General features: G+C 61.2%; 26 protein-coding genes, 1 tRNA gene and 1 pseudogene. 17 read left to right on the forward strand and 11 right to left on the reverse strand.

From position 1 onward, the window contains the following. Nucleotides 1–12 precede the first annotated feature (12 nt). A complete protein-coding gene (locus tag SJY33_RS09850; protein ID WP_379922588.1) occupies nt 13–903 on the forward strand; it encodes a LysR family transcriptional regulator in 891 nt (296 codons plus the stop codon). A gap of 141 nt (nt 904–1,044) precedes the next feature. Then, the gene (locus SJY33_RS09855; protein ID WP_379923564.1) at nt 1,045–1,233 is read left to right on the forward strand and encodes a GNAT family N-acetyltransferase; all 189 of its coding nucleotides are present in this window, start codon (nt 1,045–1,047) and stop codon (nt 1,231–1,233) included. Nucleotides 1,234–1,915: 682 nt separating this feature from the next. On the opposite strand, the gene SJY33_RS09860 is transcribed toward SJY33_RS09855, so the two are convergent. Further along, on the reverse strand, nt 1,916–2,548 hold the full coding sequence (locus SJY33_RS09860) for a tyrosine-type recombinase/integrase (RefSeq protein ID WP_379923565.1): 633 nt from the start codon (nt 2,546–2,548) through the stop codon (nt 1,916–1,918). A gap of 430 nt (nt 2,549–2,978) precedes the next feature. Between SJY33_RS09860 and SJY33_RS09865 the strand changes: the two genes are divergently transcribed. The 9 genes from SJY33_RS09865 to SJY33_RS09905 all read left to right on the forward strand — a co-directional run bounded on the left by SJY33_RS09865 (nt 2,979) and on the right by SJY33_RS09905 (nt 10,812). Continuing rightward, nucleotides 2,979–5,045, forward strand: coding sequence for a hypothetical protein (locus tag SJY33_RS09865; RefSeq protein ID WP_379922589.1), 2,067 nt, complete (start codon nt 2,979–2,981; stop codon nt 5,043–5,045). Nucleotides 5,046–5,218: 173 nt separating this feature from the next. Next, nucleotides 5,219–5,503, forward strand: a complete 285-nt coding sequence (locus SJY33_RS09870) for a hypothetical protein (protein WP_379922590.1) — start codon at nt 5,219–5,221, stop codon at nt 5,501–5,503. Next, nucleotides 5,503–6,867 (forward strand): MFS transporter, encoded by a 1,365-nt coding sequence (locus tag SJY33_RS09875; protein WP_379922591.1) that lies wholly within the window; start codon nt 5,503–5,505, stop codon nt 6,865–6,867. Before SJY33_RS09870 ends, SJY33_RS09875 begins: the two co-directional genes overlap by 1 nt. A 61-nt stretch (nt 6,868–6,928) precedes the next feature. Further along, nucleotides 6,929–7,384, forward strand: coding sequence for a hypothetical protein (locus SJY33_RS09880; protein ID WP_379922592.1), 456 nt, complete (start codon nt 6,929–6,931; stop codon nt 7,382–7,384). 136 nt (nt 7,385–7,520) lie between these two features. After that, nucleotides 7,521–7,889 carry a nuclear transport factor 2 family protein gene (locus tag SJY33_RS09885; protein ID WP_379922593.1) on the forward strand — a complete coding sequence of 123 codons (369 nt, stop codon included), beginning with the start codon at nt 7,521–7,523 and terminating at the stop codon, nt 7,887–7,889. After that, the gene (locus tag SJY33_RS09890; RefSeq protein ID WP_379922594.1) at nt 7,882–9,246 is read left to right on the forward strand and encodes an APC family permease; all 1,365 of its coding nucleotides are present in this window, start codon (nt 7,882–7,884) and stop codon (nt 9,244–9,246) included. Before SJY33_RS09885 ends, SJY33_RS09890 begins: the two co-directional genes overlap by 8 nt. Continuing rightward, nucleotides 9,230–9,877, forward strand: coding sequence for a hypothetical protein (locus SJY33_RS09895; protein WP_379922595.1), 648 nt, complete (start codon nt 9,230–9,232; stop codon nt 9,875–9,877). Before SJY33_RS09890 ends, SJY33_RS09895 begins: the two co-directional genes overlap by 17 nt. Continuing rightward, the gene (locus SJY33_RS09900) at nt 9,874–10,074 is read left to right on the forward strand and encodes a hypothetical protein (RefSeq protein ID WP_379922596.1); all 201 of its coding nucleotides are present in this window, start codon (nt 9,874–9,876) and stop codon (nt 10,072–10,074) included. Before SJY33_RS09895 ends, SJY33_RS09900 begins: the two co-directional genes overlap by 4 nt. A gap of 9 nt (nt 10,075–10,083) precedes the next feature. Next, on the forward strand, nt 10,084–10,812 hold the full coding sequence (locus SJY33_RS09905; protein WP_379922597.1) for an MFS transporter: 729 nt from the start codon (nt 10,084–10,086) through the stop codon (nt 10,810–10,812). Nucleotides 10,813–11,179: 367 nt separating this feature from the next. Here SJY33_RS09905 and SJY33_RS09910 read toward each other — a convergent pair whose 3' ends face one another. From SJY33_RS09910 to SJY33_RS09930, 5 genes are all read right to left on the reverse strand, one after another. Then, a complete protein-coding gene (locus SJY33_RS09910) occupies nt 11,180–11,782 on the reverse strand; it encodes an L-2-amino-thiazoline-4-carboxylic acid hydrolase (RefSeq protein WP_379922598.1) in 603 nt (200 codons plus the stop codon). Between the two features lie 420 nt (nt 11,783–12,202). Continuing rightward, entirely contained in the window at nt 12,203–12,403 is a 201-nt protein-coding gene (locus SJY33_RS09915; protein ID WP_379922599.1) for a hypothetical protein, read from the reverse strand. A 137-nt stretch (nt 12,404–12,540) separates the two neighbouring features. Beyond that, complete coding sequence (gene nusG / locus SJY33_RS09920; RefSeq protein WP_379922600.1) at nt 12,541–13,077, reverse strand: transcription termination/antitermination protein NusG; 537 nt, start codon at nt 13,075–13,077, stop codon at nt 12,541–12,543. 56 nt (nt 13,078–13,133) lie between these two features. Beyond that, complete coding sequence (secE, locus tag SJY33_RS09925; protein ID WP_379922601.1) at nt 13,134–13,376, reverse strand: preprotein translocase subunit SecE; 243 nt, start codon at nt 13,374–13,376, stop codon at nt 13,134–13,136. A gap of 230 nt (nt 13,377–13,606) precedes the next feature. Continuing rightward, nucleotides 13,607–13,682: transfer RNA gene (locus tag SJY33_RS09930), tRNA-Trp, on the reverse strand. 81 nt (nt 13,683–13,763) lie between these two features. Here SJY33_RS09930 and aat point away from each other — a divergent pair. Next, nucleotides 13,764–14,354 (forward strand): annotated as a pseudogene (aat, locus tag SJY33_RS09935) (leucyl/phenylalanyl-tRNA--protein transferase); the annotation flags it as partial. 62 nt (nt 14,355–14,416) lie between these two features. Here the strand turns inward: aat and SJY33_RS09940 are convergent. From SJY33_RS09940 to SJY33_RS09955, 4 genes are all read right to left on the reverse strand, one after another. Then, the gene (locus tag SJY33_RS09940) at nt 14,417–15,013 is read right to left on the reverse strand and encodes a DUF2155 domain-containing protein (RefSeq protein ID WP_379922602.1); all 597 of its coding nucleotides are present in this window, start codon (nt 15,011–15,013) and stop codon (nt 14,417–14,419) included. Nucleotides 15,014–15,021: 8 nt separating this feature from the next. Then, entirely contained in the window at nt 15,022–15,453 is a 432-nt protein-coding gene (locus tag SJY33_RS09945) for an NADH:ubiquinone oxidoreductase subunit NDUFA12 (RefSeq protein WP_379922603.1), read from the reverse strand. A gap of 95 nt (nt 15,454–15,548) precedes the next feature. Next, nucleotides 15,549–16,055 (reverse strand): DUF192 domain-containing protein, encoded by a 507-nt coding sequence (locus tag SJY33_RS09950; RefSeq protein ID WP_379922604.1) that lies wholly within the window; start codon nt 16,053–16,055, stop codon nt 15,549–15,551. Continuing rightward, on the reverse strand, nt 16,049–16,714 hold the full coding sequence (locus tag SJY33_RS09955; protein WP_379922605.1) for a regulatory protein RecX: 666 nt from the start codon (nt 16,712–16,714) through the stop codon (nt 16,049–16,051). The genes SJY33_RS09950 and SJY33_RS09955 overlap by 7 nt, the downstream gene beginning before the upstream one ends. Nucleotides 16,715–16,857: 143 nt before the next feature. On the opposite strand from SJY33_RS09955, the gene SJY33_RS09960 reads away from it, so the two are divergent. Next, complete coding sequence (locus tag SJY33_RS09960; RefSeq protein WP_379922606.1) at nt 16,858–18,591, forward strand: fatty acyl-AMP ligase; 1,734 nt, start codon at nt 16,858–16,860, stop codon at nt 18,589–18,591. Nucleotides 18,592–18,593: 2 nt separating this feature from the next. Here SJY33_RS09960 and SJY33_RS09965 read toward each other — a convergent pair whose 3' ends face one another. Next, nucleotides 18,594–20,213 carry a TIGR00341 family protein gene (locus SJY33_RS09965; RefSeq protein ID WP_379922607.1) on the reverse strand — a complete coding sequence of 540 codons (1,620 nt, stop codon included), beginning with the start codon at nt 20,211–20,213 and terminating at the stop codon, nt 18,594–18,596. Nucleotides 20,214–20,447: 234 nt separating this feature from the next. On the opposite strand from SJY33_RS09965, the gene SJY33_RS09970 reads away from it, so the two are divergent. The 4 genes from SJY33_RS09970 (at nt 20,448) to SJY33_RS09985 (ending at nt 23,320) form a co-directional block, all read left to right on the forward strand. Beyond that, the gene (locus tag SJY33_RS09970; RefSeq protein WP_379922608.1) at nt 20,448–21,659 is read left to right on the forward strand and encodes a toxic anion resistance protein; all 1,212 of its coding nucleotides are present in this window, start codon (nt 20,448–20,450) and stop codon (nt 21,657–21,659) included. Beyond that, nucleotides 21,659–22,477, forward strand: a complete 819-nt coding sequence (locus SJY33_RS09975; protein WP_379922609.1) for a hypothetical protein — start codon at nt 21,659–21,661, stop codon at nt 22,475–22,477. Before SJY33_RS09970 ends, SJY33_RS09975 begins: the two co-directional genes overlap by 1 nt. 3 nt (nt 22,478–22,480) lie before the next feature. After that, entirely contained in the window at nt 22,481–22,780 is a 300-nt protein-coding gene (locus SJY33_RS09980) for a polyhydroxyalkanoic acid system family protein (protein WP_379922610.1), read from the forward strand. 180 nt (nt 22,781–22,960) lie between these two features. Further along, nucleotides 22,961–23,320, forward strand: a complete 360-nt coding sequence (locus SJY33_RS09985; RefSeq protein ID WP_379922611.1) for a hypothetical protein — start codon at nt 22,961–22,963, stop codon at nt 23,318–23,320. Nucleotides 23,321–23,327: the final 7 nt, after the last annotated feature.

A 23,327-nucleotide genomic window follows, 5' to 3' on the forward strand; every position in this document is an offset into this window, starting at 1 on the left:
GGATATTCACGAATGGACCGTGACGTATGGTCGGGACTCGCGGTGTTCGCAGAAATCGTCGATGCGGGAAGCTTCGCAGGAGCGGCCAAACGACTGGGCATATCCCCTTCCGCCTTGAGCCATGCGATGCGAGCTCTCGAAGTGCGTCTCGGTATTCGTCTGCTCAACCGTACCACCCGTTCACTCGCCCCGACCGATGCCGGGCAAGCGCTGCTCGCACGGTTGCGACCGGCGATGGATTCGGTCGAGGATGTGCTTGGTGAATTGGACAGCGTCCGCAGCCGCCCGGTCGGGCGCGTTCGCGTCAACGCCCACAAACCCGCCGCCGCTTATCTGATCCTGCCGAGGCTTCCCAAGTTCTCGCGAGACTATCCGGACGTATCGATAGACCTTAGCGTAGACGACGGACTGGTGGATATCGTCGCTGAGCGCTTCGATTGCGGAGTGCGGCACGACAAAGCACTGCAAGCGGACATGATCTCAGTGCGGATCAGCGAGCCCCTTGCCCTCGTGTTCGTCGCTTCGCCTTCTTACCTCGACCTGCACGGACGCCCGGAGAACCCGGAGGACCTCGGTAGCCATCGATGCATCAGCTATCGACATGCCACATCTGGCGCGATCCACCGCTGGGAATTCGAATATGACGGCGAGCGCATGGACCGGGCTGTGCCGACCAACTTCGTCACCAGCGATATCGACATAATGCGCGATGCCGCGCTGCAAGGTCTTGGGGTTTGCTGCCTGCTCATGGATCAGGCCGCATCTCACCTTCGGTCCGGTGATCTTGTGGAGATAATGTCCGGACGGGCGCCGACCCTCCCACCGTGCCACATCTACTATCCCAGCAAACGTCAGCCCACTGCCGCTTTCAAAGCTTTCTTGGAAGCGATGCGCGTGTTCTGATCCTTTGCGCCTCCTATTGAGCAATGGACTCAACCGCTTTTTATGGAGCGGTTAGCGGTCGATGACGAAAACTGCCCCATTGGCTATGGTGATTGAGAGCCCGACGGTCACAGCGATCATCTGTATTGCCGCCCCGACTTGGTGGGGACTGGCGTAGGATCGGCGATCTATGCGGCGCTTGAGGCTGCTGCGAAACGAGCAGGGATTTCCCTTCTTTTTGTAGATGCGAGTGAAGGCGCCCGTCGCTTGTTTGAACGTCAGGGCTTCAACGTCGAAGCTCGAAATGTCTTCACAATCGGCGGCATGGCTATCCATAACTACCGCACTTGAAGCCCATCAAATAGCAAACGGAACGGCCAGTTTTCGATCGAAGCATAAAACCCGGACCGCCGCCTAATTACCCAAGACCAGCCATGAGCGGGCTAATGCGCGATCCTGAAAGCTGTCTTGCGGCTTTGCCACGCTCCTGAAAAATTTCTGCCATTCTGAAAACGACCCCCTTGAAGACGCTGAGGCCCTCTGGCAGCTTACTCGATAGCCGACCGTCTACTGTCGAGCCGTAAATGACCGGTCAAATGGAGTGTTTCATGATATTTAGGGTCGATAAGATATATCGGACAGGGCTATTCCGGAATCATGCTTATCTTACGTCCCTAAATGATGGCACACGCCCAGAAATTCGATTTAATGGTGCTTTCCCAAACACTGATTGGATTTCCAAATGGACCGAGCAGGTTCGTGTAGGCGAGAAGTTTTCAGGATTGACGAAGAAGAATGTTGTAGAAGGCGATTTGCTGAAGACTGTGGACATTGAGAATTTACAGTCCATTTGAAGCTTTGCACTATGCAGGGCGCATTGCTGCCGACAATGCGACCGGGTCAATTTTTCATTTAAAACGCAATGCCTGATAAAAGCTGACCGTCGCAAAGCCACCCACTTGTTGCCGGTTCGGCGATATTCGCTCGTCACCAAAAGCGGGCATCGGAGCCTGACCGACGGCCGCCATGGTGCTCAGATCTCGACACGCTCAACCAGGACAAGGGCGTCCTCCACAACGACACCGAGGTTGCGGACGGTATTTTCAATCTTTGAATGGCCCAGCAGGATCTGCACTGCACGCAGGTTTCCGGTCATGCGGTAAATCATCGCTGTTTTGGTGCGACGCATGGAGTGGGTGCCATAATCTTCGCGCCGCAGCCCGCCTGCGGTGACCCATTCATCGACAAGGTGCGCATACTGCCGGGTGCTTAACGGTTGTCCCAAAAGGATCCGGCTTGGGAATACGAACTTATCAATGGTGTTGCTCCGCCGAAGTAGCCATGTTGCAAGGCTGGCGCTTGCATCTGCGGTGATTTCAAATTGAACGGGTCGCCCTGTCATCTGCTGAATGATCATCGCACGGGTGCGGACTTCAGATCCGGCGACGAGGCCGCCAACCCTGAGCTTCACCAGATCGCAGCCACGCAGCTTGCTGTCGATCGCGAGGTCGAACGGCGCGCGGTCGCGGAACCGCTTTTCGCGATCGAGGTAGAAACGGATTGCCCGAATCTGCTTTTGGGTCAGTGGCCGCTTTGTTCCAACGGTTCTGCCGGTATGCCACGAGACCCGATTCTGCATGGCAGAGTCGAGGTGAGAGTAGGTCATCATCTTTCTCCTTGGCCGTGATTGGCCAGAAAGAAAGAACGGGCGTCAGGCCAAAGCGCGTCGCGTCAGCCTCACCCAGTTATCGGCATAAGGCACCGCCAAAGGCGCACTGACCAAGCAGCCGCTCGCCCAAGGGCAGCTTTCGGACTCGGGCCGGGTCGTCACACATGACCGATGATGGGTGGTTTCCTGCCCTTCGCATCCGGGCATCCCAGCATCAGCATTGTGCCACTATCCCAGTCATCCGGCGGCGTAACCGTTGTGGGGCAAATCGGGAATTTCATCGTACTTGCATCAGTCCACGCAAGCAGGACGAAGGCTAATGTTTCCAATTTTGCGTAACCGACATATGGATGGTGACAGCGGCGAGCGCAGATCAGTGTGTTGCGCTGGTCAGCAAGTGACGCCCTTGGGGGGGGACAAACTGAACATGCTGTTGGAAGCCCAGCTTTATGGCAGCTTTCAGCTGAAGACTGTTTGCGGGCAAGACATCGAAATTGCCAATCGCCGGGCGCGCGCTTTGGTTGCCATGCTCTTGCTGCAATCCGGTCAGCCGCTTGATCGTGACCATATCTGCAAGCTGCTTTGGACTGGACGGTTCGAAGCGCAGGCGCGCGCCAGTTTGCGGCAATGCCTGCTTGGGCTTGGCAAGACGCTGGATGCGCTGGGATGCGATTTGCTTGATGTGTCGCGCAGCCGGATTGCACTCAATGCCAATCTGGTGCGATCCGATATGGCCGATCTGGAATGCGCGCTGGACGATAGTGACTGGGCAAAGGCGATTGCGCTGATCGCGGCCATCGGCGGCAAGCCGATCCTCGACCAGATGCAATTCGGGGACGAATTCGACACCTGGCTGACCGAGCGGAGACAGGCGACCGAACAGCAATTGCAAACCAAGGTCAGCGCGGCGCTGGCCAGATTGAAGGCCGCAGGCAATCTGGCGGATCATGGCGGACTGCTGGATGCGTGGATGGCGCGGCATCCCACCTCGTCACGGGTCATCATGGGTGATTTGCACAGCGGAAGGGTGCGTGTCGCAGTGCTGCCGTTCGTGTCCCACGACAGCGAAGATAACCAGGGGTATTTTGCCGATGGTATTGTCGATGAACTGATTACGACGCTGGGTCAGGTTCCCCAGCTTCTGGTGGCCGGGCGAACATCATCGTTCCAGTTCAGGAACACCGCGCTGACATTGCCGGAGATTGCCGACTTGCTGCGGGTTTCCCATCTGGTCGAAGGCTCTGTTCAACGACAAAACGACGACACCCGGATCAATGTGCGCCTGATCGAAGGGCAAACCGGCTTTGAAAGCTGGAGCTACAGTTTCGCAGGGACGGTCGACGACATCCTTGCTGCACGCGAAGGCATTGCAAAGACTGTAACGCGCGAATTGGCAGGTGCGCTCAAGCTTGAAATTGCCGAGCCTGCTGTGCGCCGGATGACCAGCAACAAGGAGGCTTTCGGCCTGTATCTGCAAGGGCGCGCGCTGACCCGCCGGGCGATAGGCGATGGCGTTCTGGCCACGGCGATCGACCTGCTGGAACAGGCGCTGACGATCGATCCCGATTTTGCGGAATGCTGGACGGCACTGGCAGAAGCGCATGTCTACACGGCCGTCTACACCCCCTGCCTCGACAAGCTTGGCCAGGTGGACCGGATGGCCGAATGTGCAACAAGGGCCATCGCCCTGTCGCCCGATCAGGGCCATGCCAAGGCCATGCTGGGCCTGTATCAGTGGACGCAGAACGATCCGCTTGCCGCACTTGACCTTGCATTCGAAGCATACCGGCTGGAGCCTGAAAACCCGGCGGTCACGATGCGGCTGGGTTCCTTTCTGCTCTATTGCGGGCGGACCCGGCAGGCCCTGCCCTATCTCGAAGCGGCGATCGATCAGGATCCGGTCGATGGCCGAAACTACGGGATGCTGTGCGCTGCGCATCTCAACATGGGCAATATCGAGGCGGCCATTGCTGCCGGGAAGCGTTCGGCCGATCTGGGCAATCCGCCGCTCCATTGGTCAGTAGCAACTGCGGCTTCGGGCGACCATGAACGTGCCGTGGAGCAGTATTTTCAAGGCCGGTTGCTGATGAACTCGGTGATTTTTCCGCCCGCAGGCACACAGCCGATGGGGCCAGAAGCGATGGACGCCTATTGGCAGCTTGCTGCAAAAGGCGTGAATAGCGGGAAGGAAGAAGACCGCCAGCGATACTGCCAGACGCTGGATTTTCTGCACGCCACGCTGCCCGATCCTTATGATCCCACAATCGTCTGGCCAGCCATCTGGATGGGCTATGCGCCGATGGTGTTCAAGACGCTGGGCACGCAGATCACGCCGCCCAACATGGTCGGCCTGATGTCGCTCTGGGCCGATGTCGAACCGATCCGCCAGACCCGGCTGCATCCCGGTTTCATGGACTTTGCCAAACGCATCGGGTTGGTCGCCGTATGGGAAAAACACGGCTGGCCCGACGTGATGTCCGGCCCGCCAGCATGAGCCCCCGTCACAATTGACGCTTTATTCACGGTAGCGCCGTTGACCCCCATTCGGGTTGGGGCGCATTATCAGCCTTAGTCACACGCAAACAAATTGAATGCCTTCAGGTCGGCCCGGACACCCGGTTTGCCGCCGACGGGGATCCTTTGCTTGCGGTAGTCGAGGGACATGACATGGCCAGAGCATTGCGCAGATTGACTGGGAATGTGTGGGTGGCAGCGGGGGCTGCAATTACGTTGAGTGCTGCGGCATTTGCGCAGAACGCTGCAGTCAATGCGCGGTTTGCCGAAATGGCGATCCCGGCCCCGCCAGTGGCGATTGAACCCGAAATTCCGCAGGCGAAGCATCAGGTGATGCCGACCAGCCGATGCGGCAGCAGCCTCGGCCAGTTCCTGAAAGTTCTGACAAACTCGCCGAACCCGTTCGAGGCCGGCTGCGGCCTGAGCGAGGATTGGTGATGGGCGCGCTGTCTGCGATCCCCGCGCTGTCCGAAAGCCGCCGCCTGCGGCTGCTGGGCTTCTTCCTCATGTATGTCTCGCAAGGCGTGCCATTTGGATTGGTGCAGGTGGCGATCCCCGCTTGGCTCGTCGCCAATGGCGCGAGCGCCGGGCAAGTCGGCTTCTTTATCGGCACCGCGATGCTGCCTTGGTCGCTGAAGCTTGTGAATGGTCTTGTTATAGAGCGTTTTTGCTACAGCCCGATGGGCCGCACGCGGGCATGGATCATCGGTTCGCAAATGATGATGATGGCCGCACTCTTGGTCACGGCTATCATCGCGCCCGGACCTGACGAGATCACCCTGCTGGCAGGGCTGGCCTTTGCGTTCAATCTGTGCGGCGCTGTGAACGATGTCGCGGTGGATGGGATGGCGATCGACATTTTGCCCGAAGCAGAGCGCGAGAAGGTCAATGGCTTCATGTTTGGCGGCCAAGTGATTGGCATTTCCGGGACCGCGATCATGGCGGGTGCGGCGCTGGTTGTTGGCGGAGTGGCGTTGACGGCTGCTTTGGCTGCGGCGGTGGTTGCGGTGCTCACCATCATCGTCACCGTTTTGCGGGAACGGCCCGGAGAGAGGCTTCTGCCATGGACAGCCGGCACGGCCTCGGCAGAATGTCTGGCGCGCAGCCATACGAAATTTCTGCCTATTCTGGGGAAAGTGCTGCGCGGGTTCGTGCAATGGCGCACCGCGCTGTTTCTGGCCGGCTTTGGCGTAATGCAATCGAGCGCGGGGATGGTCGATGTTGTCGGTCCTGTTTTCAGCGTCTCCGAATTGGGCTGGAGCAGCGAGGCTTTTACCAATTTCACAAGCATCAGCAGCTTCATCGTTGCACTCGTAGTGATGGTCGTGATCGGCCCGCTATGCCGCCGCTTTGGCAACCGCGTCCTTATTGTGGCCTTCGCAAGCATGATGCTGCTGCCTAATCTGGCAGCCTATCTTGCTCCGTCGGGGGCCTTCGGAACCTTGGCCATGCAGGCCTACATCTCCTTGTTCTGGGGCGGTTTGCAAGGAGTAGTGGTGCTCGGCATTGCCTGGTCGATGAACCTGACCAATCCACTTGTCGCTGCCAGCCAGTTTTCGCTGTTCATGGCCATTCCCAACCTCGTGCGCTCGCTTGGTGCGGGCGTCCACGGCCAGATTGTCGACAACTACGGCTATGACGCAGCCTTTCTGGTCGCAGCGCTTTCCGTGGGTCTCGGCACGATATTGTGCCTGCTCGCTGGATATGGCCGGCTGGAGACGATCCGCACGCCTCGGAGCACCGCCAAACTCAGCGATCCCGCAGCGATGCCCGGCGTCCCATCTGGGCTGGCAACCACATGATCTTGAATAGTTTTTTAGGAAGTCGCGCGCAATCTTAGGCGTGTCCAGAGGGAGAAGATCAATGAAATTGATTAAGAGCATGATGATGGCGGCAAGTGTCGCAATGGTGACTGCACCGATGGCTTTGCCAACCGCCGCAGCAGCGCAGGAATGGCCGTTTGTCGGCGGAGAATATTCCATGATGACGGGAATATTCATCAAGGATGGCGGTTCATACAAATACGCCCAATACCTCGCCACAGAATGGGCCCGCAATCAGGACTTTGCCAAATCGCAAGGCTGGATCACCGGCTACAAGATGTACGGCAACGTCTATGCCCGCGAGGGAGAGCCGTCGATCTACCTGGTGGTGACCTTCCCCAGCATTCCCGACGCTGCCGAAGATGAGCGCCGGGCCGAAGCCTATGACGCGTGGTCGAAGAAGACCATCGAAGAGAATGAGGCCGCAGCTGGAAACCGCGCTGAATATCGCACCGTGATGGGCGCGATGCTGTTGCAGGAATTCAAGAAGCGCTGACACCCCAAGCCTCGCTGCAGCGTGCGCCGCGCTGTTGATCGGGCGCGCACGGGGGCTGCGGCGAGGCGTGGCCCGGCGGATGGTTCTGCGACCCGTCATCTGCCGGGTCGTACCTCCAACGGAGCAACATGCGCCCATGCCAAGCATCGCCGAGATCGCGAATGACTATGCCGCGATGCTGGCCGCTGGCGAGGCTTTGGCCGCCGCACGGAAATACTGGGCCGAGGATATCGTTTGCCTTGCCCCGGACGAGCAGCCTTCAAGCCAACCCGTACTGGCGACCGGCAAAGCCGCAGCACTCGCACGGTTGGCGCTGTGGCTGGAGGGCAATGCGACTGCGGAAGTGTTGATCGACGGCCCGTTCATCACCGGCGATCAGTTCGCGCTGTTCATCGACATGGAAATCACCCGCCGCGCCACAGGGGCGCGCGAACCCTTCAGCGAAATCGCGACCTACACGGTGCGCGCCGGAGCGATTGTCGAGGAAAGATTTTTTTATGGCTGATGCGGCCGCGACTGATGGACGATTGCTCAAGCGGCTCGGCTTTGCCTTTGCCGCAGCCGTGGGGTTGGGCGCGATGGTCGGCGCGGGTTTGATGCGCACCAGCGGATCGGTGATCGATGAGATGCCATTTCCATGGCTGGTGCTGGCACTGTGGGCGTTTGGCGGCGTCCATGTGCTGCTATCGGCAAATGTCGCATCAGAACTTGTCACCAGCATTCCCAGAACAGGCGGAATCTTCGTTGCGGTGCGCGAGGCATTCGGGGATTCGATGGGGCTGCTGGCCGGGTGGGTGACCTATTTATCTTATGGCGCGGCGGCCGCTTCCTTGTCGATTGTCTGCGCCGACTTCCTAACGATCCTGCTGCCGTCACTTGCCGGATACACCGCACCTGTCGCCTGCTTGTTCCTCCTCCCCGTCATTGCCATTCACCTGCTGGGCGTGCGCGAAGGCGGCATGGCCCAGACCATTGGCAGCAGCGTGAAGCTGATGCTGCTGTGCGCGGTTATCGGCATCGCGTTCTTTGCCGATCCGCCGCGCCCCGGCGCTTTCACCCAAGTGGCACAGGACAATGCACCTGCGCTGGGTTTTTTCGCGGTCATCGTCGCCTATCAGATGGTCTACGGCGCCTATGCCGGATGGGACAGCGCGATTGTCTTTGTGGAAGAAGACAAGAATGCGCTGACCAATATCCCCCGTGCCATGGCGCTTTCGATCGGCGCGGTCGCGCTGGTCTATGTGCTGTTCAATGTGAGCATCATGCAGGCGCTGGATCTGGAGACGATCCGCGCCTCCGACCTGCCGGTCGCTCTGGTGCTGGGCAATGTGTTCGGGCCGGGCGGAGCGACGGCTGTGGCCGTGCTGGCGATCATTCTGGCGTCAACCGCGCTCAATGCCAACATCATGGGTGGTCCGCGCATCCTGTTCGGGCTGGCGCGCGACGGGCTGTTTCCTGCCATGGCATCGCGCGTCAATGCTGGGGGCACGCCCCATGTCGCCTTCGCGATCACCGCAGCGATGATCGTGTTGATGATCTTTTCAGGCAGCTTTGAATTTGTGTTCCGCCTGATGGGTGCGCTGATCATTTTCGGCTTTGTCATTTACGATGCGTCGCTGTTCCGCCTGCGCGGGTCCCAGCCCGATCTGCCGCGACCCTTTCGCGCCATCGGCTATCCGGTGCTGCCGGCACTGGTGCTCCTGATCGATACCGGCCTGCTGATCGCCTTCATCGCGGCTGATCCGATGAGCGGGCTCACCATGGCCGTTCTGATCGCGCTGTGCATTCCGATCGGGATCGTCCTGCACCGCAAGAAGATGCCAACTACAAAGCAGGAGCCTGAATATGAAATCCTTAGGTAAACCACTATCGCGCCGCGCCTTTGCCGGATCTGCCCTAGCCGCCGGAGCCTTCGCCGCGACGCGCGGCATGGCCCAGACGCCTGGGCCCATGCCCACCATGGATTCGCAGATGGGGCCGTTCTATCCGCTGGGCTATTCCGGCGAAGATGATTTCGACATGACCATGCTCAAAGGCCGCACCGCGCGCGCGCTGGGTGAGGTGATCGAAGTGACGGGCCGCGTGCTCGATCGATACGGCAACCCCATGAAGAACGCCGCGATCGAGATATGGCAGGCCAATTCTGTCGGGCGCTATGACCATGCCAATGATCAGAACCCCGCGCCGCTCGATCCCAATTTTCAAGGCGTGGCGCGGCTGGTGACCGGCACCAGCGGTGAATGGCGGATCAGGACGATCAAGCCGAAATTCTATGACACCCCGCTGGGTGTTCGCACGCCGCATATCCATTTTGACGTGACCGGCACTGCGCAGAAATTGGTGACGCAGATGTATTTCCCCGAGGAAACCGAGGCCAACGCCAAGGACTTCCTTTACAAGGATCTAGGCCAGAGCGCGCCAACGCTGGTTGCACAAAGGGCTGCGCCCGCCATCTATCGCTGGGACATCGTGTTGATGGATGCGGCGGGATGAGCATCGCCCCCGTTGGCGAACCGGCAGGTGATGCCGCCACATTCCTCGGCCATCCCCGCGGCCTCGCTTATTTGGCCTTTACCGAGGCGTGGGAGCGGTTTTCGTTCTACGGGATGCAGTCGCTGCTGGTGCTGTACATGGTGCAGTCGCTGTTCCTGCCGGGGCAGATCGACAATGTTGCAGGCATGGCGGCCTAACGCAGCGCGGTGGAGACGGTGCTGGGGCCGCTTTCGGCGCAGGCTTTGGCAGGGCAGACCTTCGGCTTCTATGCGGGGCTGGTCTATTTCACCCCGCTGATCGGCGGATGGGTGGCGGATCGCTGGCTGGGCGCGAAAAAGACTGTGGTGGTCGGCGTAATGCTGATGATTGCCGGTCACGCAGCCATGGTGTTTGATCAGAGCTTTCTGCTCGCGCTTCTGCTGCTGATCCTGGGGTCGGGCGCGCTCAAGGGTAATATCGCCGCGCAGGTCGGGCAGCTCTACGCGGTTCAGGATGCGCGCCGCACCACCGCCTTTGCCGTCTTCAGCCTGTCGATCAATGTCGGCGCGATCTTCGGCCCCTTGGTCTGCGGGCTGCTCGCGCAGATCTATGGCTGGCATTACGGATTCGGTGCGGCGGGCCTGCTTATGCTGATGGCGTTGGGCGTGTATCTGTTGGGCCTGCGCCATTTTCCGGAGGAACCGCCCGTCCGCCGCGACCGGACGCAGGACGCTGCGCTTACATGGCAGGAATGGCGCAGCATCGCGGCGATCATGGCGATGCCGGTTATAATGGTCGTCATGGGTCTGGGTTACGATCAGATGTACAACATGGGCATGGTCTGGATTGATCAGGCAGTCGATCTGGACACAGCGGGTGCTGACCGCAGAACAGCATTTGGCCGCGCCCATCCCGAACGCCTCGCTACCGATAGCCTGATGTCCGCCCTGCCGTAACGCACCAAAAGTCCTGCGCGCCCTTGTCGTTGCCGCTGACGCCGCCGGCTGACCAAGCCTTGGGCAACCCCGGTGCAGTTGGTGGCGTCGACGCGCGATGACTGACCATCTCGCAACTGGCCCGTTCGCGCCCTACCTCCCTACGTATAGGTAATGTCGGGAAACAGCGATAACCGGTGTGAGCAAAGGGGACTTATTTCCGGAACGGGGTCGGAAACCAAATGGCAGATTTTTCTCGGCGAAGGCAGCTTCCTGCCGTTCAGCTTATGATGGCGGAACCACCCGGGAGCTTCTACGGATTTTTCGTCAGCAGCCGACATTCCGAGCACGATTCCAGATCCCGCCACTCCCGGTCGCTCGCTGGCGCCTATTTCCTCCTGAACTCGAAGCGACAGGATGCAGCGCCTTGCGCGATAGTCGAAGGGCGGCTGAAGCGGATGCCTTTTGGGATGCTGTCAATCCAGACCCGGTCCCATTCGCAAAACAAGTCAAGCAAATGTTCCGCATCGTGGCGCGCCAAGAACGCCTTATAGCCGCAGACCTTTACGACCGAGACGAACCCATCCTCTAGCTCTGAAAATGCGATATCGAACGTTGCCCCATAAGTTTGGTTGATTTGTGCCGTATACCTTCGGGTGGCTTCGAATGGGTCTTTCGACAAGCGATACCAAAGCCAGATTAGAAGACGGCTTACACCGCTCGAGAATGTCATGATTGACCGGCCAACTGCTGTCTTTGCGGCGGTTTCGTCCAGCCCATAGGCTCGCCATTGATGATAGGCGCACACAGCACAGCTTCCCATTAGGATATGCTGCTGAGAAGGCCGATCTATGGCAAACTTGGTCTCGGTTTCCATGAGATTGGCCACGGAAGCGTCAAATTGCGATCGGTGATGCTTGGGAAGGCTGTTTCTGAAATGGCGCAGCATCATGCGATCACCCGCAGCCATGGGAAATGCAAGATCATGCATCCCGGTTCTCCGAGGACAGTGGATTCAACTGGTGCGAGAGTCCAGCCCGCACAGCGAACCGGGCCGTCAGAATGACGACACGGCCTTCTCCTCCATCCTCAGCCATTTCCAGCAGCGTCGGCCTCGGAAATTTAACGCTAGATCAATCGAATTGCAATCAGGGTCATTGGTCCTGCCCGGCCTCAACCCGTCCAGGGTTGGACGGCAGGAAACCACCCACATCCGGCCATCCACGTTTTTACGGCAAGGACCCGAAACCGGGATGTCGCAGACCATCGCGAAGTGGGCCATTCGCTCATTTCCCTTGCGGGAAAGATCCGCAGGCTTGGCAGCTTGCGTGCTGCTTGAAGTCGAGACGGGGCTCTGCCCTTCTCCAGCCCCTTCGCCTTACCCTCATCGGCAAGGGAAGAGGGCCGCTGCCTATGGCTTGCCGTTGCCGGCATCATCGGCCGCAGCGCGCGGCACCCTTAGCCCTTTGGTGCGGCTGGTGAGGTGGAATTGGCGACACAGCGCGCATTTGTAGGCGCGCAAGACGATGTCGGCACGCACCGCCGCCGCCTCGGCATCCGCACGGGTCGCGTAACGACGCTTGCGCTGGCAGATGCCGCGGCGGGTTTTCATAAGCCGCCTTCACAGCCTCGATATGCGCGCTCGGCCGGCGTTTTACGACGCCGCAAGGGCGACCGCCCGCCCGCAGGCGCCCGCGCAAAGCGCGGAACAGCGCCGAGGACGCAGCCCCGGGCGGGGCTGCGCAACCATTATTTCGACAGTTCGACGTGCTCGAAATCGAGCTCCACCGGGGTTGCACGGCCAAAGATCGAAACGCTGACCTTGACCTTCGCCTTGTCGAAATCGAGCTCTTCCACGATCCCGTTGAAGCTGGCGAACGGGCCGTCGAGCACCTTGACCGAATCGCCGATTTCGTAATCGACGCTGATCTCGCGCTTGGGGGTTGCCTTGGCATCCGCGACGCCGCCGAAATAGCGCGACGCTTCGCGTTCGGAAATCGCCTGCGGCTTGTTGCCTGACCCCAGGAATCCTGTGACCTTGGGCGTGTTCTTGACCAGGTGGTAGACATCGTCGGTCATGTTGAGCTTGGCGAGCACGTAGCCGGGCATGAACTTGCGTTCGACCTGCACCTTCTTGCCGCGCTTCACTTCGGTCACGGTTTCGGTGGGAACCTGCACTTCCTCAACACCGTCCGACAGGCCGAGACGTTCGGCTTCGGAAATGATCGCGTCGCGCACCTTGTTCTCGAAACCGGAATAAGCGTGAATGATGTACCAGCGAGCCATGAAGAGTCCTTGGAAAATGGATGATCTGACGGGCAGAAAAAACGAAGGCTGACGCCTTATTGCAGCAGGCTGATCGCAGACCGGACGACGGCGCCAAACAGCGTATCGACACCCAGGAAGAAGACCGACAGGATCACCATAAAGATGAACACGAAGATCGCGGTGCGCACGGTTTCTTCCCGGGTCGGCCAGACGATCTTGTTCGTTTCGGCCTTCACCTGACTGAAGAACTCGCCAGGCGAGGTCTTGCGCTTCTTTTCTTCAACCTTGCCGAGTTCGGCGTTCTTCTGATCAGCCATGATAGCTGCGTTCCTTCGCGTAATGCCTGCACGTCCTGTCCGAGGCGGCTTTCAGGTAGGGGGCCGCGCCGCCCGGGACAAGGTCGCCGGAGGGGCTGGATGATCCACCGATGTCGGATAAGACGCGATGGCTCTTACGCCCGGACTGTCATGATTGCAAGAATGCTTGGGTCAAAGATGTCCGGTGTCAGCGACAGCGCATCACGCAGGCGAACGGCCTTTGCGAGAAATGGCAGGGGTGTGCGGACTCGAACCGCAGGCCCTCGGTTTTGGAGACCGATGCTCTACCAACTGAGCTACACCCCTGCAGCGCGTCGGAGCGGTGCCTTTATCGAAGGCGCAGGGGATAGGCAATCCTCTTTGCGGTCTGTATTGTGCAGCGCAACCATGCACGCGCCTCATCGCCCTCCGATCCCGGTTGAAACCTTGCTGCTTGCCTATCGCAGCGGGATTTTCCCGATGGCAGACCGGCGCGACGATACCGAGGTGTTCTGGGTGGAACCGCGCGACCGGGCCATCATTCCGCTGGACGGACTGCATATCTCCAAATCGCTGCGCAAGGTGCTGCGCGCCGATCGGTTTGCGGTGACGGTGGATCACGCTTTCGAAGACGTCATCCGCGCCTGCGCGCAGCCGCGGCCCGATCATCCCGAAACATGGATCAGCGAACGAATCATCGCTTCTTACGTGGGGCTCCACCGCGCCGGACATGCCCATTCGGTTGAATGCTGGCTGACAGACTATGCCGGCGCGCCCCAGTTGGTGGGCGGGCTTTACGGCGTGTCGTTCGACCGTGTGTTCTGCGGCGAAAGCATGTTCAGCCGGGTGCCCGAAGCCAGCAAGGTTGCGCTGACATGGCTGGTGGCGCTGATGCGGCGCGCGGGATTTGCGTTGCTGGATTGCCAGTTTATGACCGATCATCTGCACAGCATGGGCGCGATCGAACTGGCGCAGGCCAATTACCGAAGGCTGGTGGAACGCGCTGAAGGCCAGCCGCGCCACAGCCTTGGCACGGCGTGGCGGCACTTTGTGTCAGGCGATCAGGCGTCGGGCGCAGGGGTGGCCGCGGGTGCTGGCGCGGGTTCGGCAGCCGGTGTGGTCGCAGCCGAAGGACGCGCAGCCGGCCTTCCCGAAGGTTCGGGCGCTGGCGCAGCGGAGCCTTCCTCCCCCGGGAAGCGCATCGTGCAGTCCTTCACCCAGACATCATAGATCGGGTGTTCGACCACATTGAGACTGGGAGATTCGACGAACAGCCAGCCGGAAAAGACGCGCCTGTGCCGTGCTTCGCTCCGCCCCTGAATATCGACTTGGACAAAGGCACCGGTCTGCTGCGGCATTTCCCACGGCGCGGTGCGTTCGCACGCCGACACGCGCACGATTACCGGTCCCACTGTGCGGCTTTCACCCGGCTTCAGGCGGACTTCCTCTGACACGTTGTTCCGCTTGTTCAGCAGGCCGATCACCGCCACCCGTTCGTTCATCGGGGTAGCGCCATAATCATTGACCGCAGGCGCGGCCGATGCCGAAGGCGCCGCAGCCGGAGGGGACGGGTCAAGCGGCACCACGACCGTTTCGTTATCGGTCGCAGCATCGCAAGCCGCGAGCGCCATCGCGGTCGCCAGGACGTAAGCGCGCACCGTGCGCCTCAGCTGTCCGTGCCGCCGGGAGTCCACGCTTCGTAATCGCCCACGGCGCGGGCGCGCTGGCCGCCCCGCTCCAGGGCGCCTTGCGGACGGTAGGCCTGAACGGTGCCGGTGGCATTTGGGGTATAATCGGCTTCCCAGATCCGCGGCGGGGGAAGATGGCTTTCGGGCACATCGTCATATGTGCCGTGAAGCCAGCCATGCCATTCGGCCGGCACGCGGCTGGCATCGTTCGCGCCCGCGTAAATCACCCAGCGTTTTTCCCGGCTGGTGTAGGAACCCGTGTTGGGCGCAGCTGCATTCGGCTTGGCGCGGTAATATTTGTTGCCGGCGCCATCGGTGCCGACATGATCGCCGCCCGCGCGGCTCGCCCAGAGCTGCGTGCCGAGTGTGGCGCCGTCCCACCAGGTGAAGATTTTTGCGAGGATACCCATGGCCGTGCGCCTAGCGGATTACGCTGCGACCGCCAAGACGGGATTGTCGGTCTGTCGCATCATTGCAGCGATTGCGGCGCGCAGGGCGCAGGGCCTTACCAGCGAACCGTATCGCCCGGCACGATCCCCAGTTCCGCCGCCCTTCCCCCGCGCAGTTCCAGTACCGCGCTGACAAGGCCATCGGACCGCACCGAATCGAGCGAATAGGGCACGGTGTTGGCTGCGATATTGGCGATCCGCCTGTCGGGGCCGATGAAGATGATGTCGAGCGACAGCGGCGTATTCTTCATCCAGAAGCTGCGCGCTTCAGGTGCAGCAGACGGAAATATCATCCCTTCATCATCGCCCAGCGCAGTGCGGAACATCAACCCGCGTGCCTGTGCTTCGGGGCTGTTGGCCAATTCCACCTTGAAGGGAATGCGCCGGTCGCCGCGCTGCACGACCAGGTCGATCACGGCGAGGCCTGAATCGGGGTGGCGCGCATCTGTTCCGGCTTGAGCCGCAGCCGGCACCTGCGCGCGCGCAGTTGCGGTTTCGCCCGGCGAACAGGCGGCCAACGGCCCCAGCATCAGCGTCGCAGCGGCCAGGATGTGCTTTACCATTGGTGTTCAATCCCTTCATCGTCGGCCGCCTCACCGACCCATTCGTCAACATCCTCGGTTCGCTGCGCGGCTAGGATGAAACGGGCATGTTCGTACTGGTGGCCTGCGCGCAGCATTGCTGCAATGGCTTTTTCACGTGCCTTTCGCACCGCGAGAGGATCGGACGGCTCCGCATGCTCGCGCCCGTAGGGGCCAAGCCTGCGTTTGCGCGCCATCAGCGCCGCAGCGTGCCGGCCGGCGGCTTCGCCCGGTGCATGGGCCTGGCGCAAGCCTTCGTCCACGCCGGCATGCCGCAAGGTTTCTTCGACCCGCCGCGCCCCGTAACCCCGCGCGCCCAGATCACGTGCACGCATCCGGGCGTAGGCATCATCATCGACATAGCCCAGCTCCACCAGCCGCGCGACAAGCGCCTTCACGTCGATGTCCAGAATTCGCCCATCACCATCCTCGGCCAGTCCGCGCTCGCGGATCTTGCGCACCAGATAGGCTTCCAGACGCGCCCCGGTGGTGGCAAACCGGGCGGCGTAATGCAGCGCCAGATCGCGCAGCTGTGCTTCGCCCAGCGGAGGTTTCACCCGCTTTTCGCTCCGGCGTGTGAGGCCGGAATCCTCCCCGGAACCACTACCGGGTGATGACGAATTCGCTTTACGTGAAACCATTTCGCCTTATTCGTGCCACTTTCCTTATCAAATGCGGAACACTGGACGCCGCCGGACTATGCCCGGCGACACGGGGTTATGCCAGAGCGCGTACATGATGACATGATGAAGCGCGCCGTAACTGACGGGTATCTTTGAAAAATATGACCGAGGCCGTTTTGACGCCGACGCCGAATGATTGCAACTTGCCGCGGGTTCGTGCGCAATTTGACACCTTCAACGACGCGATCGACTACGCTGCGCAGAGCCTGAAGGGCCTCAATTTTCACGATATGCGTGGAGAACTGGCGCGGGTCTATCCCTATTCCAAAATGCGCGATGATGCGCTGGTGATGGCACGCCGCCTGATTGCGGCGGGGATCGGCAAGGAAGACCGCGTTGCGCTGATCGCTGAAACGGGCGCCGATTTTGCCGCGCTGTTTTGTGCCTGCGTCTATGCCGGGGCTTGGCCGGTGCCGCTGCCGCTGCCAACCACCTTTGGCGGCAAGGAAAGCTTCATCGACCAGTTGGCGGTGCAGTTGCAAAGCTCGGACCCCAAGCTGCTGCTCTACCCCGAAGAAATTGCAGAAATGGCGGCCAGCGCTGCAGCCCGCCACGGATGCGCGGCGGAAAGCTGGCAGGATTTCAGCCAGCGCCCCGCGCCCGAATGCGATCTGCCGCAGGCCAACCCCGACGATATCTGCTATTTGCAATATTCTTCCGGATCGACCCGTTTCCCCACCGGCGTTGCGGTCACGCACCGGGCGCTGCTGCATAACCTTTACGGCCATTCGACCACGATGGAACTGGGCGCCAATGATCGCTGCGTCAGCTGGCTGCCGTGGTATCACGACATGGGACTGGTCGGCTGCCTGCTGTCGCTGATCGCCAATCAGGTCTCGGGCGATTACCTGAAGCCCGATGCCTTTGCGCGTCGCCCGCTGGCGTGGCTCGACATGATCAGCCGCAATCCGGGCAACACGCTATCCTATTCGCCCACCTTCGGTTACGACATCTGTGCGCGCCGGATTTCCAGCCAATCCAATGTTGCCGAGCGGTTTGACCTGTCACGCTGGCGGATTGCGGGCAATGGCGCCGACATGATCCGCCCGGATGTGATGCAGAACTTCGTCAACGCCTTTGCGCCGGCGGGTTTCAGGGCATCGTCCTTCACCCCGTCCTATGGCCTTGCCGAGGCGGTGCTGGCGGTGACGGTGATGCCGCCGGGCGAAGGTATTCGTGTCGAACTGGTCGAGGAAGAGCGCCTTTCGGGCGCCCCGCGCGATCTGTCGCGTCCGGCGCGCTACCGGGCGATCGTGAACTGCGGCAAGGCGCTGCCCGATATGGAAGTCGCCATTCTGGGTGAAGACGGCGCCACCCGCGCCGATCACCAGATCGGCAAGGTGTGGTGCCGCGGGCCTTCGGTGATGCATTCCTACTTCCGCAATCCCGAAGCGACTGCCGATTGTCTGGTCGACGGCTGGCTCGACACCGGGGACATGGGTTACACCGCCAATGGCTATCTGTTCATCGTCGGACGGGCGAAGGACATGATCATCATCAACGGCAAGAACCACTGGCCGCAGGATATCGAATGGGCGGTCGAACAGCTGCCCGGCTTCAACCACGGCGATATCGCGGCCTTTTCGATCGAGATGGAAAATGGCGAAGAAGCGCCCGCCGTGCTCGTCCACTGCAAGGTGTCCGATCCTGAAGAGCGCGTGCGTCTGCGCGACCAGATTGCCGACAAGGTGCGTTCGGTCACGGGGATGAGCTGCATCGTCGAACTGGTGCCGCCGCGTACGCTGCCTCGCACATCGTCAGGCAAGCTCAGCCGCGCCAAGGCCAAGAAGCTGTATCTGGCGGGCGAAATCGTCCCGATCGATTTGGCCGCCTGACGCTATTCCTCCTGCGCCGCCCATTCGGGACGAAGCGGCGCAGGCCCACTGCGCACGCCGGCGGCGACACCTTGATCGCGCAGCGCCGCCGCAGCACCGTCAGCATCGTCGGACGGACCGACGAATATCACACCCCGGCCCAGACGCTGCGCGGCCCACCGCGTGATATCCAGCGCCGCCTGACCCGATGCCGTGAGCTGGCCTTCTTCAAAGGCGATGGCCCGCGGCAGCGAAGCGGTCGGCGGGATCAGTTCGATCGCCCAATCGGGTTCAGCCGCCGCAATGCGTTCTTCAAGCGCGCGGTAGGTCGCAAGGCTGGCGCCGTCTAGCCGCTTGGCGCGAACAAGCGCACGGCGACCGCGTGTGTCGATCAGCACTTCGCTGGCAGGCACACCGGCCGCCAATGACAGACGCACCGACAGTGCCTCGACCCGCGCTGACGCTTCACGCTCTTCCCGCGCACGCGCCGCTGTCAGCTGTGCGCGTTCGGCGGCCGAATCATTGGTGCCCACTTCATACTGCACCAGATCCAGCTTGATCGGTTCGCCCAGTCGTTCGGTCAGGCCGCGTTCGATCGATTCCTCGATCCCGGGTTGCAGGCGCGGGGTGAACACCACCGCGTGAATGACAACCGGCGATGCGGTGAATTCCATGTCCAGCGCATCAAGCTGCGAACGCCCGTCGAACTGCTCGCTGATTTCGCTGCGGACAATACGCTGCGCGTTTGTTTCCCACGCGATCCGGTTGAGCGAAAAGCCCAGCGGCACAGCAAGGCCGAAGAAGACCACCAGCAGGGCGATGTTCTGGAACATGGTGTTGCGCGCGCTGAGCGAATTGCGAAAGCCGTACAGCTTCGCCATCCCGAAGGCGGTCAGCGCAATCGTGATGAAGTTGGTGACAAACAGCAGCAGCGCACCGGAAAAGACGGTCGAATTGAATGTGGCAAGGCCAAAGCCAACCACAGCAAGCGGCGGCATCAGCGCGGTGGCAATCGCCACCCCGACGATCGCGCCTTCGCGCCCGCGGATCATCGCATAGGCGCCCGCCAAGGCGGAAAACAACGCTACGAACAGGTCGAACAGGTTGGGCCGGGTGCGCGCTGCGATTTCCGTGGTGATCGTCTGGATCGGCGAAAGAAACACCAGCGCCGCACACAGCAGCACCGCCAGCACGCTGCCGATCAGCAGGGTCAGCACCGACTGTTTCAGCCAGGCCCAATCCCCGATCGCAAGCGCAAAGCCCAGCCCCATGATCGGCCCCATCAGCGGCGACAGCAACATTGCGCCGATGACGACGGCAGGCGACGACAGCAGCAGACCCAGAATGGCGATCCCGCCGCTCATCGCAGTCATGAACAGGTAGTGTTCGGACAGCTTGCCATCCTCGCGGCGCCGTTCGGTCACTTCGGCCTGATCGACCTGCCCAATGACGTGAACCGTCCACCATTCGCGCACATTGTCGATCACCATCCGCAGGCTGGCGACCGATGCGATGGTGCCTTGTGTATCGGTAGAGGCAGGCGCGGGTGTGGGTGGGGGCGTAGGCGCCGAGGGACGATCAATCCCCGCTTCCGCAGCTATGGCAGCTTCGGGCGATGCAGCGGGTCCGGATCTGTCGTTCATGCAAATGCCCTTGGCGATGAGTAACGATCCGCGCGATAGCTTGGCACGTGTCTGTTTGCCAAGCGATCTTCCGCGTCCGGTTCGGCAAGAGCGATGGACGCGCAGGCCTTAACGGGCGTAGGATAGTCGCAGGTTTGCACGGGCGCGCTTGAAAGGCGTGTTTTAGATCACTAATACAGTCAGCAGTGCCGCCGTCTCTGGGCGCGGTCGGTTTGAGGGAGCACGAGACAAGGCATGAGCACGCAGAACCAGACGGCGACCGCAACCCCCTTTTCGCTCACGCCGCCCGATCCGGTGCCGCAGGTCGCCCCCGAACAGGCGGCCGGTCTGGTCCCGGTCAGCTCCGAACAGAAGTCGAAGCTGGACAGCAAGGTCGATGGCTTCGTGAACGAACTGGTGGCTATCGATGCCAACTCCCCCGCCTTTGGCGAAAAGGTCGACCAGATCACGCGCATGGGCCAGGAACAGATTCGCTCCGCGGCCGCGATGTCCAACCGTTTCCTTGACCGTCCGGTGCGCGCGATGGACGGCGATGGCAGCGTGGGCAAGGATCTGGCCGAACTGCGCCGCACCGTTGAAGACCTTGATCCGGGGCGCAAGGGCAAGCTTTCGGGCCCGCGCAAGATCCTCGGCATCATTCCCTTTGGCAACAAGATCAAGAATTACTTCGACAGCTACACCTCGGCGCAGGGGCATATCGCATCGATCCTTCAGCGGCTGGAAAGCGGCAAGAAGGAACTGCATCTCGACAATGCCGCCATCGATACCGAACGCCAGAAGCTGTGGGCGGCGATGGGCGAGCTGGAGCAGATGATCCACATTGCCAAGACGCTGGACGCGCGGCTTGAGGCCAAGGCGCTTGAACTCGACAGCTCCGATCCGGCCAAGGCCAAGGCCTTGCGGGAAAGCGCGCTGTTCTACGTCCGCCAGCGCACGCAGGACTTGCTAACGCAGATGGCGGTGAGCGTGCAGGGCTATCTCGCGCTTGACCTGGTGAAGAAGAACAACGTCGAACTGGTCAAGGGCGTCGACCGCGCCAGCACCACCACCGTCGGCGCACTGCGCACTGCGGTCACGGTGGCGCAGGCGATGACCAACCAGCGCCTTGTGCTGGGCCAGATCACCGCATTGAACAAAACCACCAGCGACATCATCGATTCGACCAGCACGCTGCTGCGCGAACAAACCGCGCAAATTCACGAACAGGCCGCCTCCAGCACGATTCCCCTGGAAACGCTGCAACGCGCCTTCCAGAACATCTATGACACGATGGACGAGGTCGACAGCTTCAAGCTGCGCGCGCTCGATTCGATGAAGCAGACGGTGACGACGCTGTCTGCCGAGGTCGAGAAGTCGAAGGGCTACATCGCGCGGGCCGAAGGTCAGTCGCAAGCGCAGGCCAAGGTGGCCTCGCAAGCGCCGTCGCTGCTCGCGCTGGACAAGTGATGCCCGATACGACCCGCGATTCTGCCCGCATTCTGCGCGATGCCAAGACCAGCCTAGTGGTACAACGCGATGGCGGCACCCACCGCCCACTGCGTGGGAGCATCGGGCGCGGTTCGGCGGAACTCAAGCGCAAGAACCTGGTGAAGCGCGCCAAGGGGCTGGGCTTTACACTGCTGGCGATCATCGCAGCGGTCGTGGCAGCCGGTATCATCATCGACGGGATCGGTTTTGCAGGCGTGATGATGGCCTTGGCCGCCATGGTCACGGCAGTGATGTTCTTCGCCTTCGTGCCCAAGCCAAAACCACCAAAACGCAGTGAATTGAAGCAAGGCAACCCGGGCCAGATGGTCGCCCGCACCGAACTGTGGCTTGAAGCCCAGCGCCCCGCCCTGCCCCCGCCCGCACAGGCGATCGTGGGTCAGATGGGCGTGCAGCTCGATGCGCTGGGTCTGCAATTGCAGGGGCTCGACGGCGCGCATCCCGCGATGGCCGAAGTGCGCGAACTGGTGGGCGAATACATTCCCGAAACGATCGACAATTATCGCAAGATCCCCGCGCATCTGCGTCAGGAAGAACACGCGGGCAAGACCGCTGATCAGCGCCTGACCGAAAGCCTTGGCAAGCTGTCGGGCGAAGTCGACCGCGTCACGCGGCGACTGGCAGAAGGCGCGCTGGATGACCTTGCGATCAAGAGCCGCTATCTCGAATATCGCTATGGCGGGGCCGACGCACTGGAAGACATGCGCGACAGCGCGGCACCCGACACCGGCGTACCGCTACCCGATTTTTCGGCATCCCCGGCCCCAAAGGAACGCTGATCGATGCGCGTCACTCTTCCCCATGATCTCACCAAAGACGAAGTCCGGCGGCGCATGCGCGCTCATGCCGATGAAATCGGCGGCTTCTTTCCCCCGGGACTGGCATCGGTTACAACTGATTGGCCCAGCGAAGACCGCATGGCGATCACCGCGCACGTCATGGGCCAGACGATCCCCGGCGGGGTCGAAGTGCGCGATCACGATGTCGTGATTGAAATGGATTTGCCACTTTTGCTGAGCGTCATGAAAGGCCCGTTGGAAGCCGCCGTCAGGAAAGAAGGCGGGCGGTTGCTCGCCCCCTGATTGCCGCGCCGTTTCGGATCCGTCTGCCAAGCGATACTCTGGCTTCCAATTGCCAAGCCCTATGAGGCGCCGTGCGTTCCCGGCAGTTTGGCTGAACGCCGGATCGGGCGGGAAGCGCGTGTTTCCTGACCGCAGGCAGGGGCACGACCGAAGCAAATAGGACCTTGGCGCTAGTGGTAGATGAGCTGGCTGCCAACAGCGCAAAAAATATGGCGGTCTGTCCGCAGCATCATCATCGCGCTCGATACCGCGGAAAACCCGAAATGGCTGGGTGTCGCGGACGTGCAACTGGAAAGCAGCGTCGCAGGCGCGCTTGCCGCGATTGAGAACCACCCGCCCGACCTTACGATCATTGATTTCAATCTGGGCGGCGAATCATCGGAACCGATTGCCGATGCCTTGCGTGCGGCAGGCGTGCGCTTTGTGCTGGCGACAGGCTATGCCGACGGTGCTGGCGGCTTTGAATGCATGGGCGCCGCCGCCGTGCTGCGCAAACCTTATGGTATGACCGAAATCGAACGGTTGCTCGTCATCGCCTGAGCCGGGT

Source organism: Erythrobacter sp. R86502, assembly GCF_042466465.1.
GTDB lineage: Bacteria > Pseudomonadota > Alphaproteobacteria > Sphingomonadales > Sphingomonadaceae > Erythrobacter.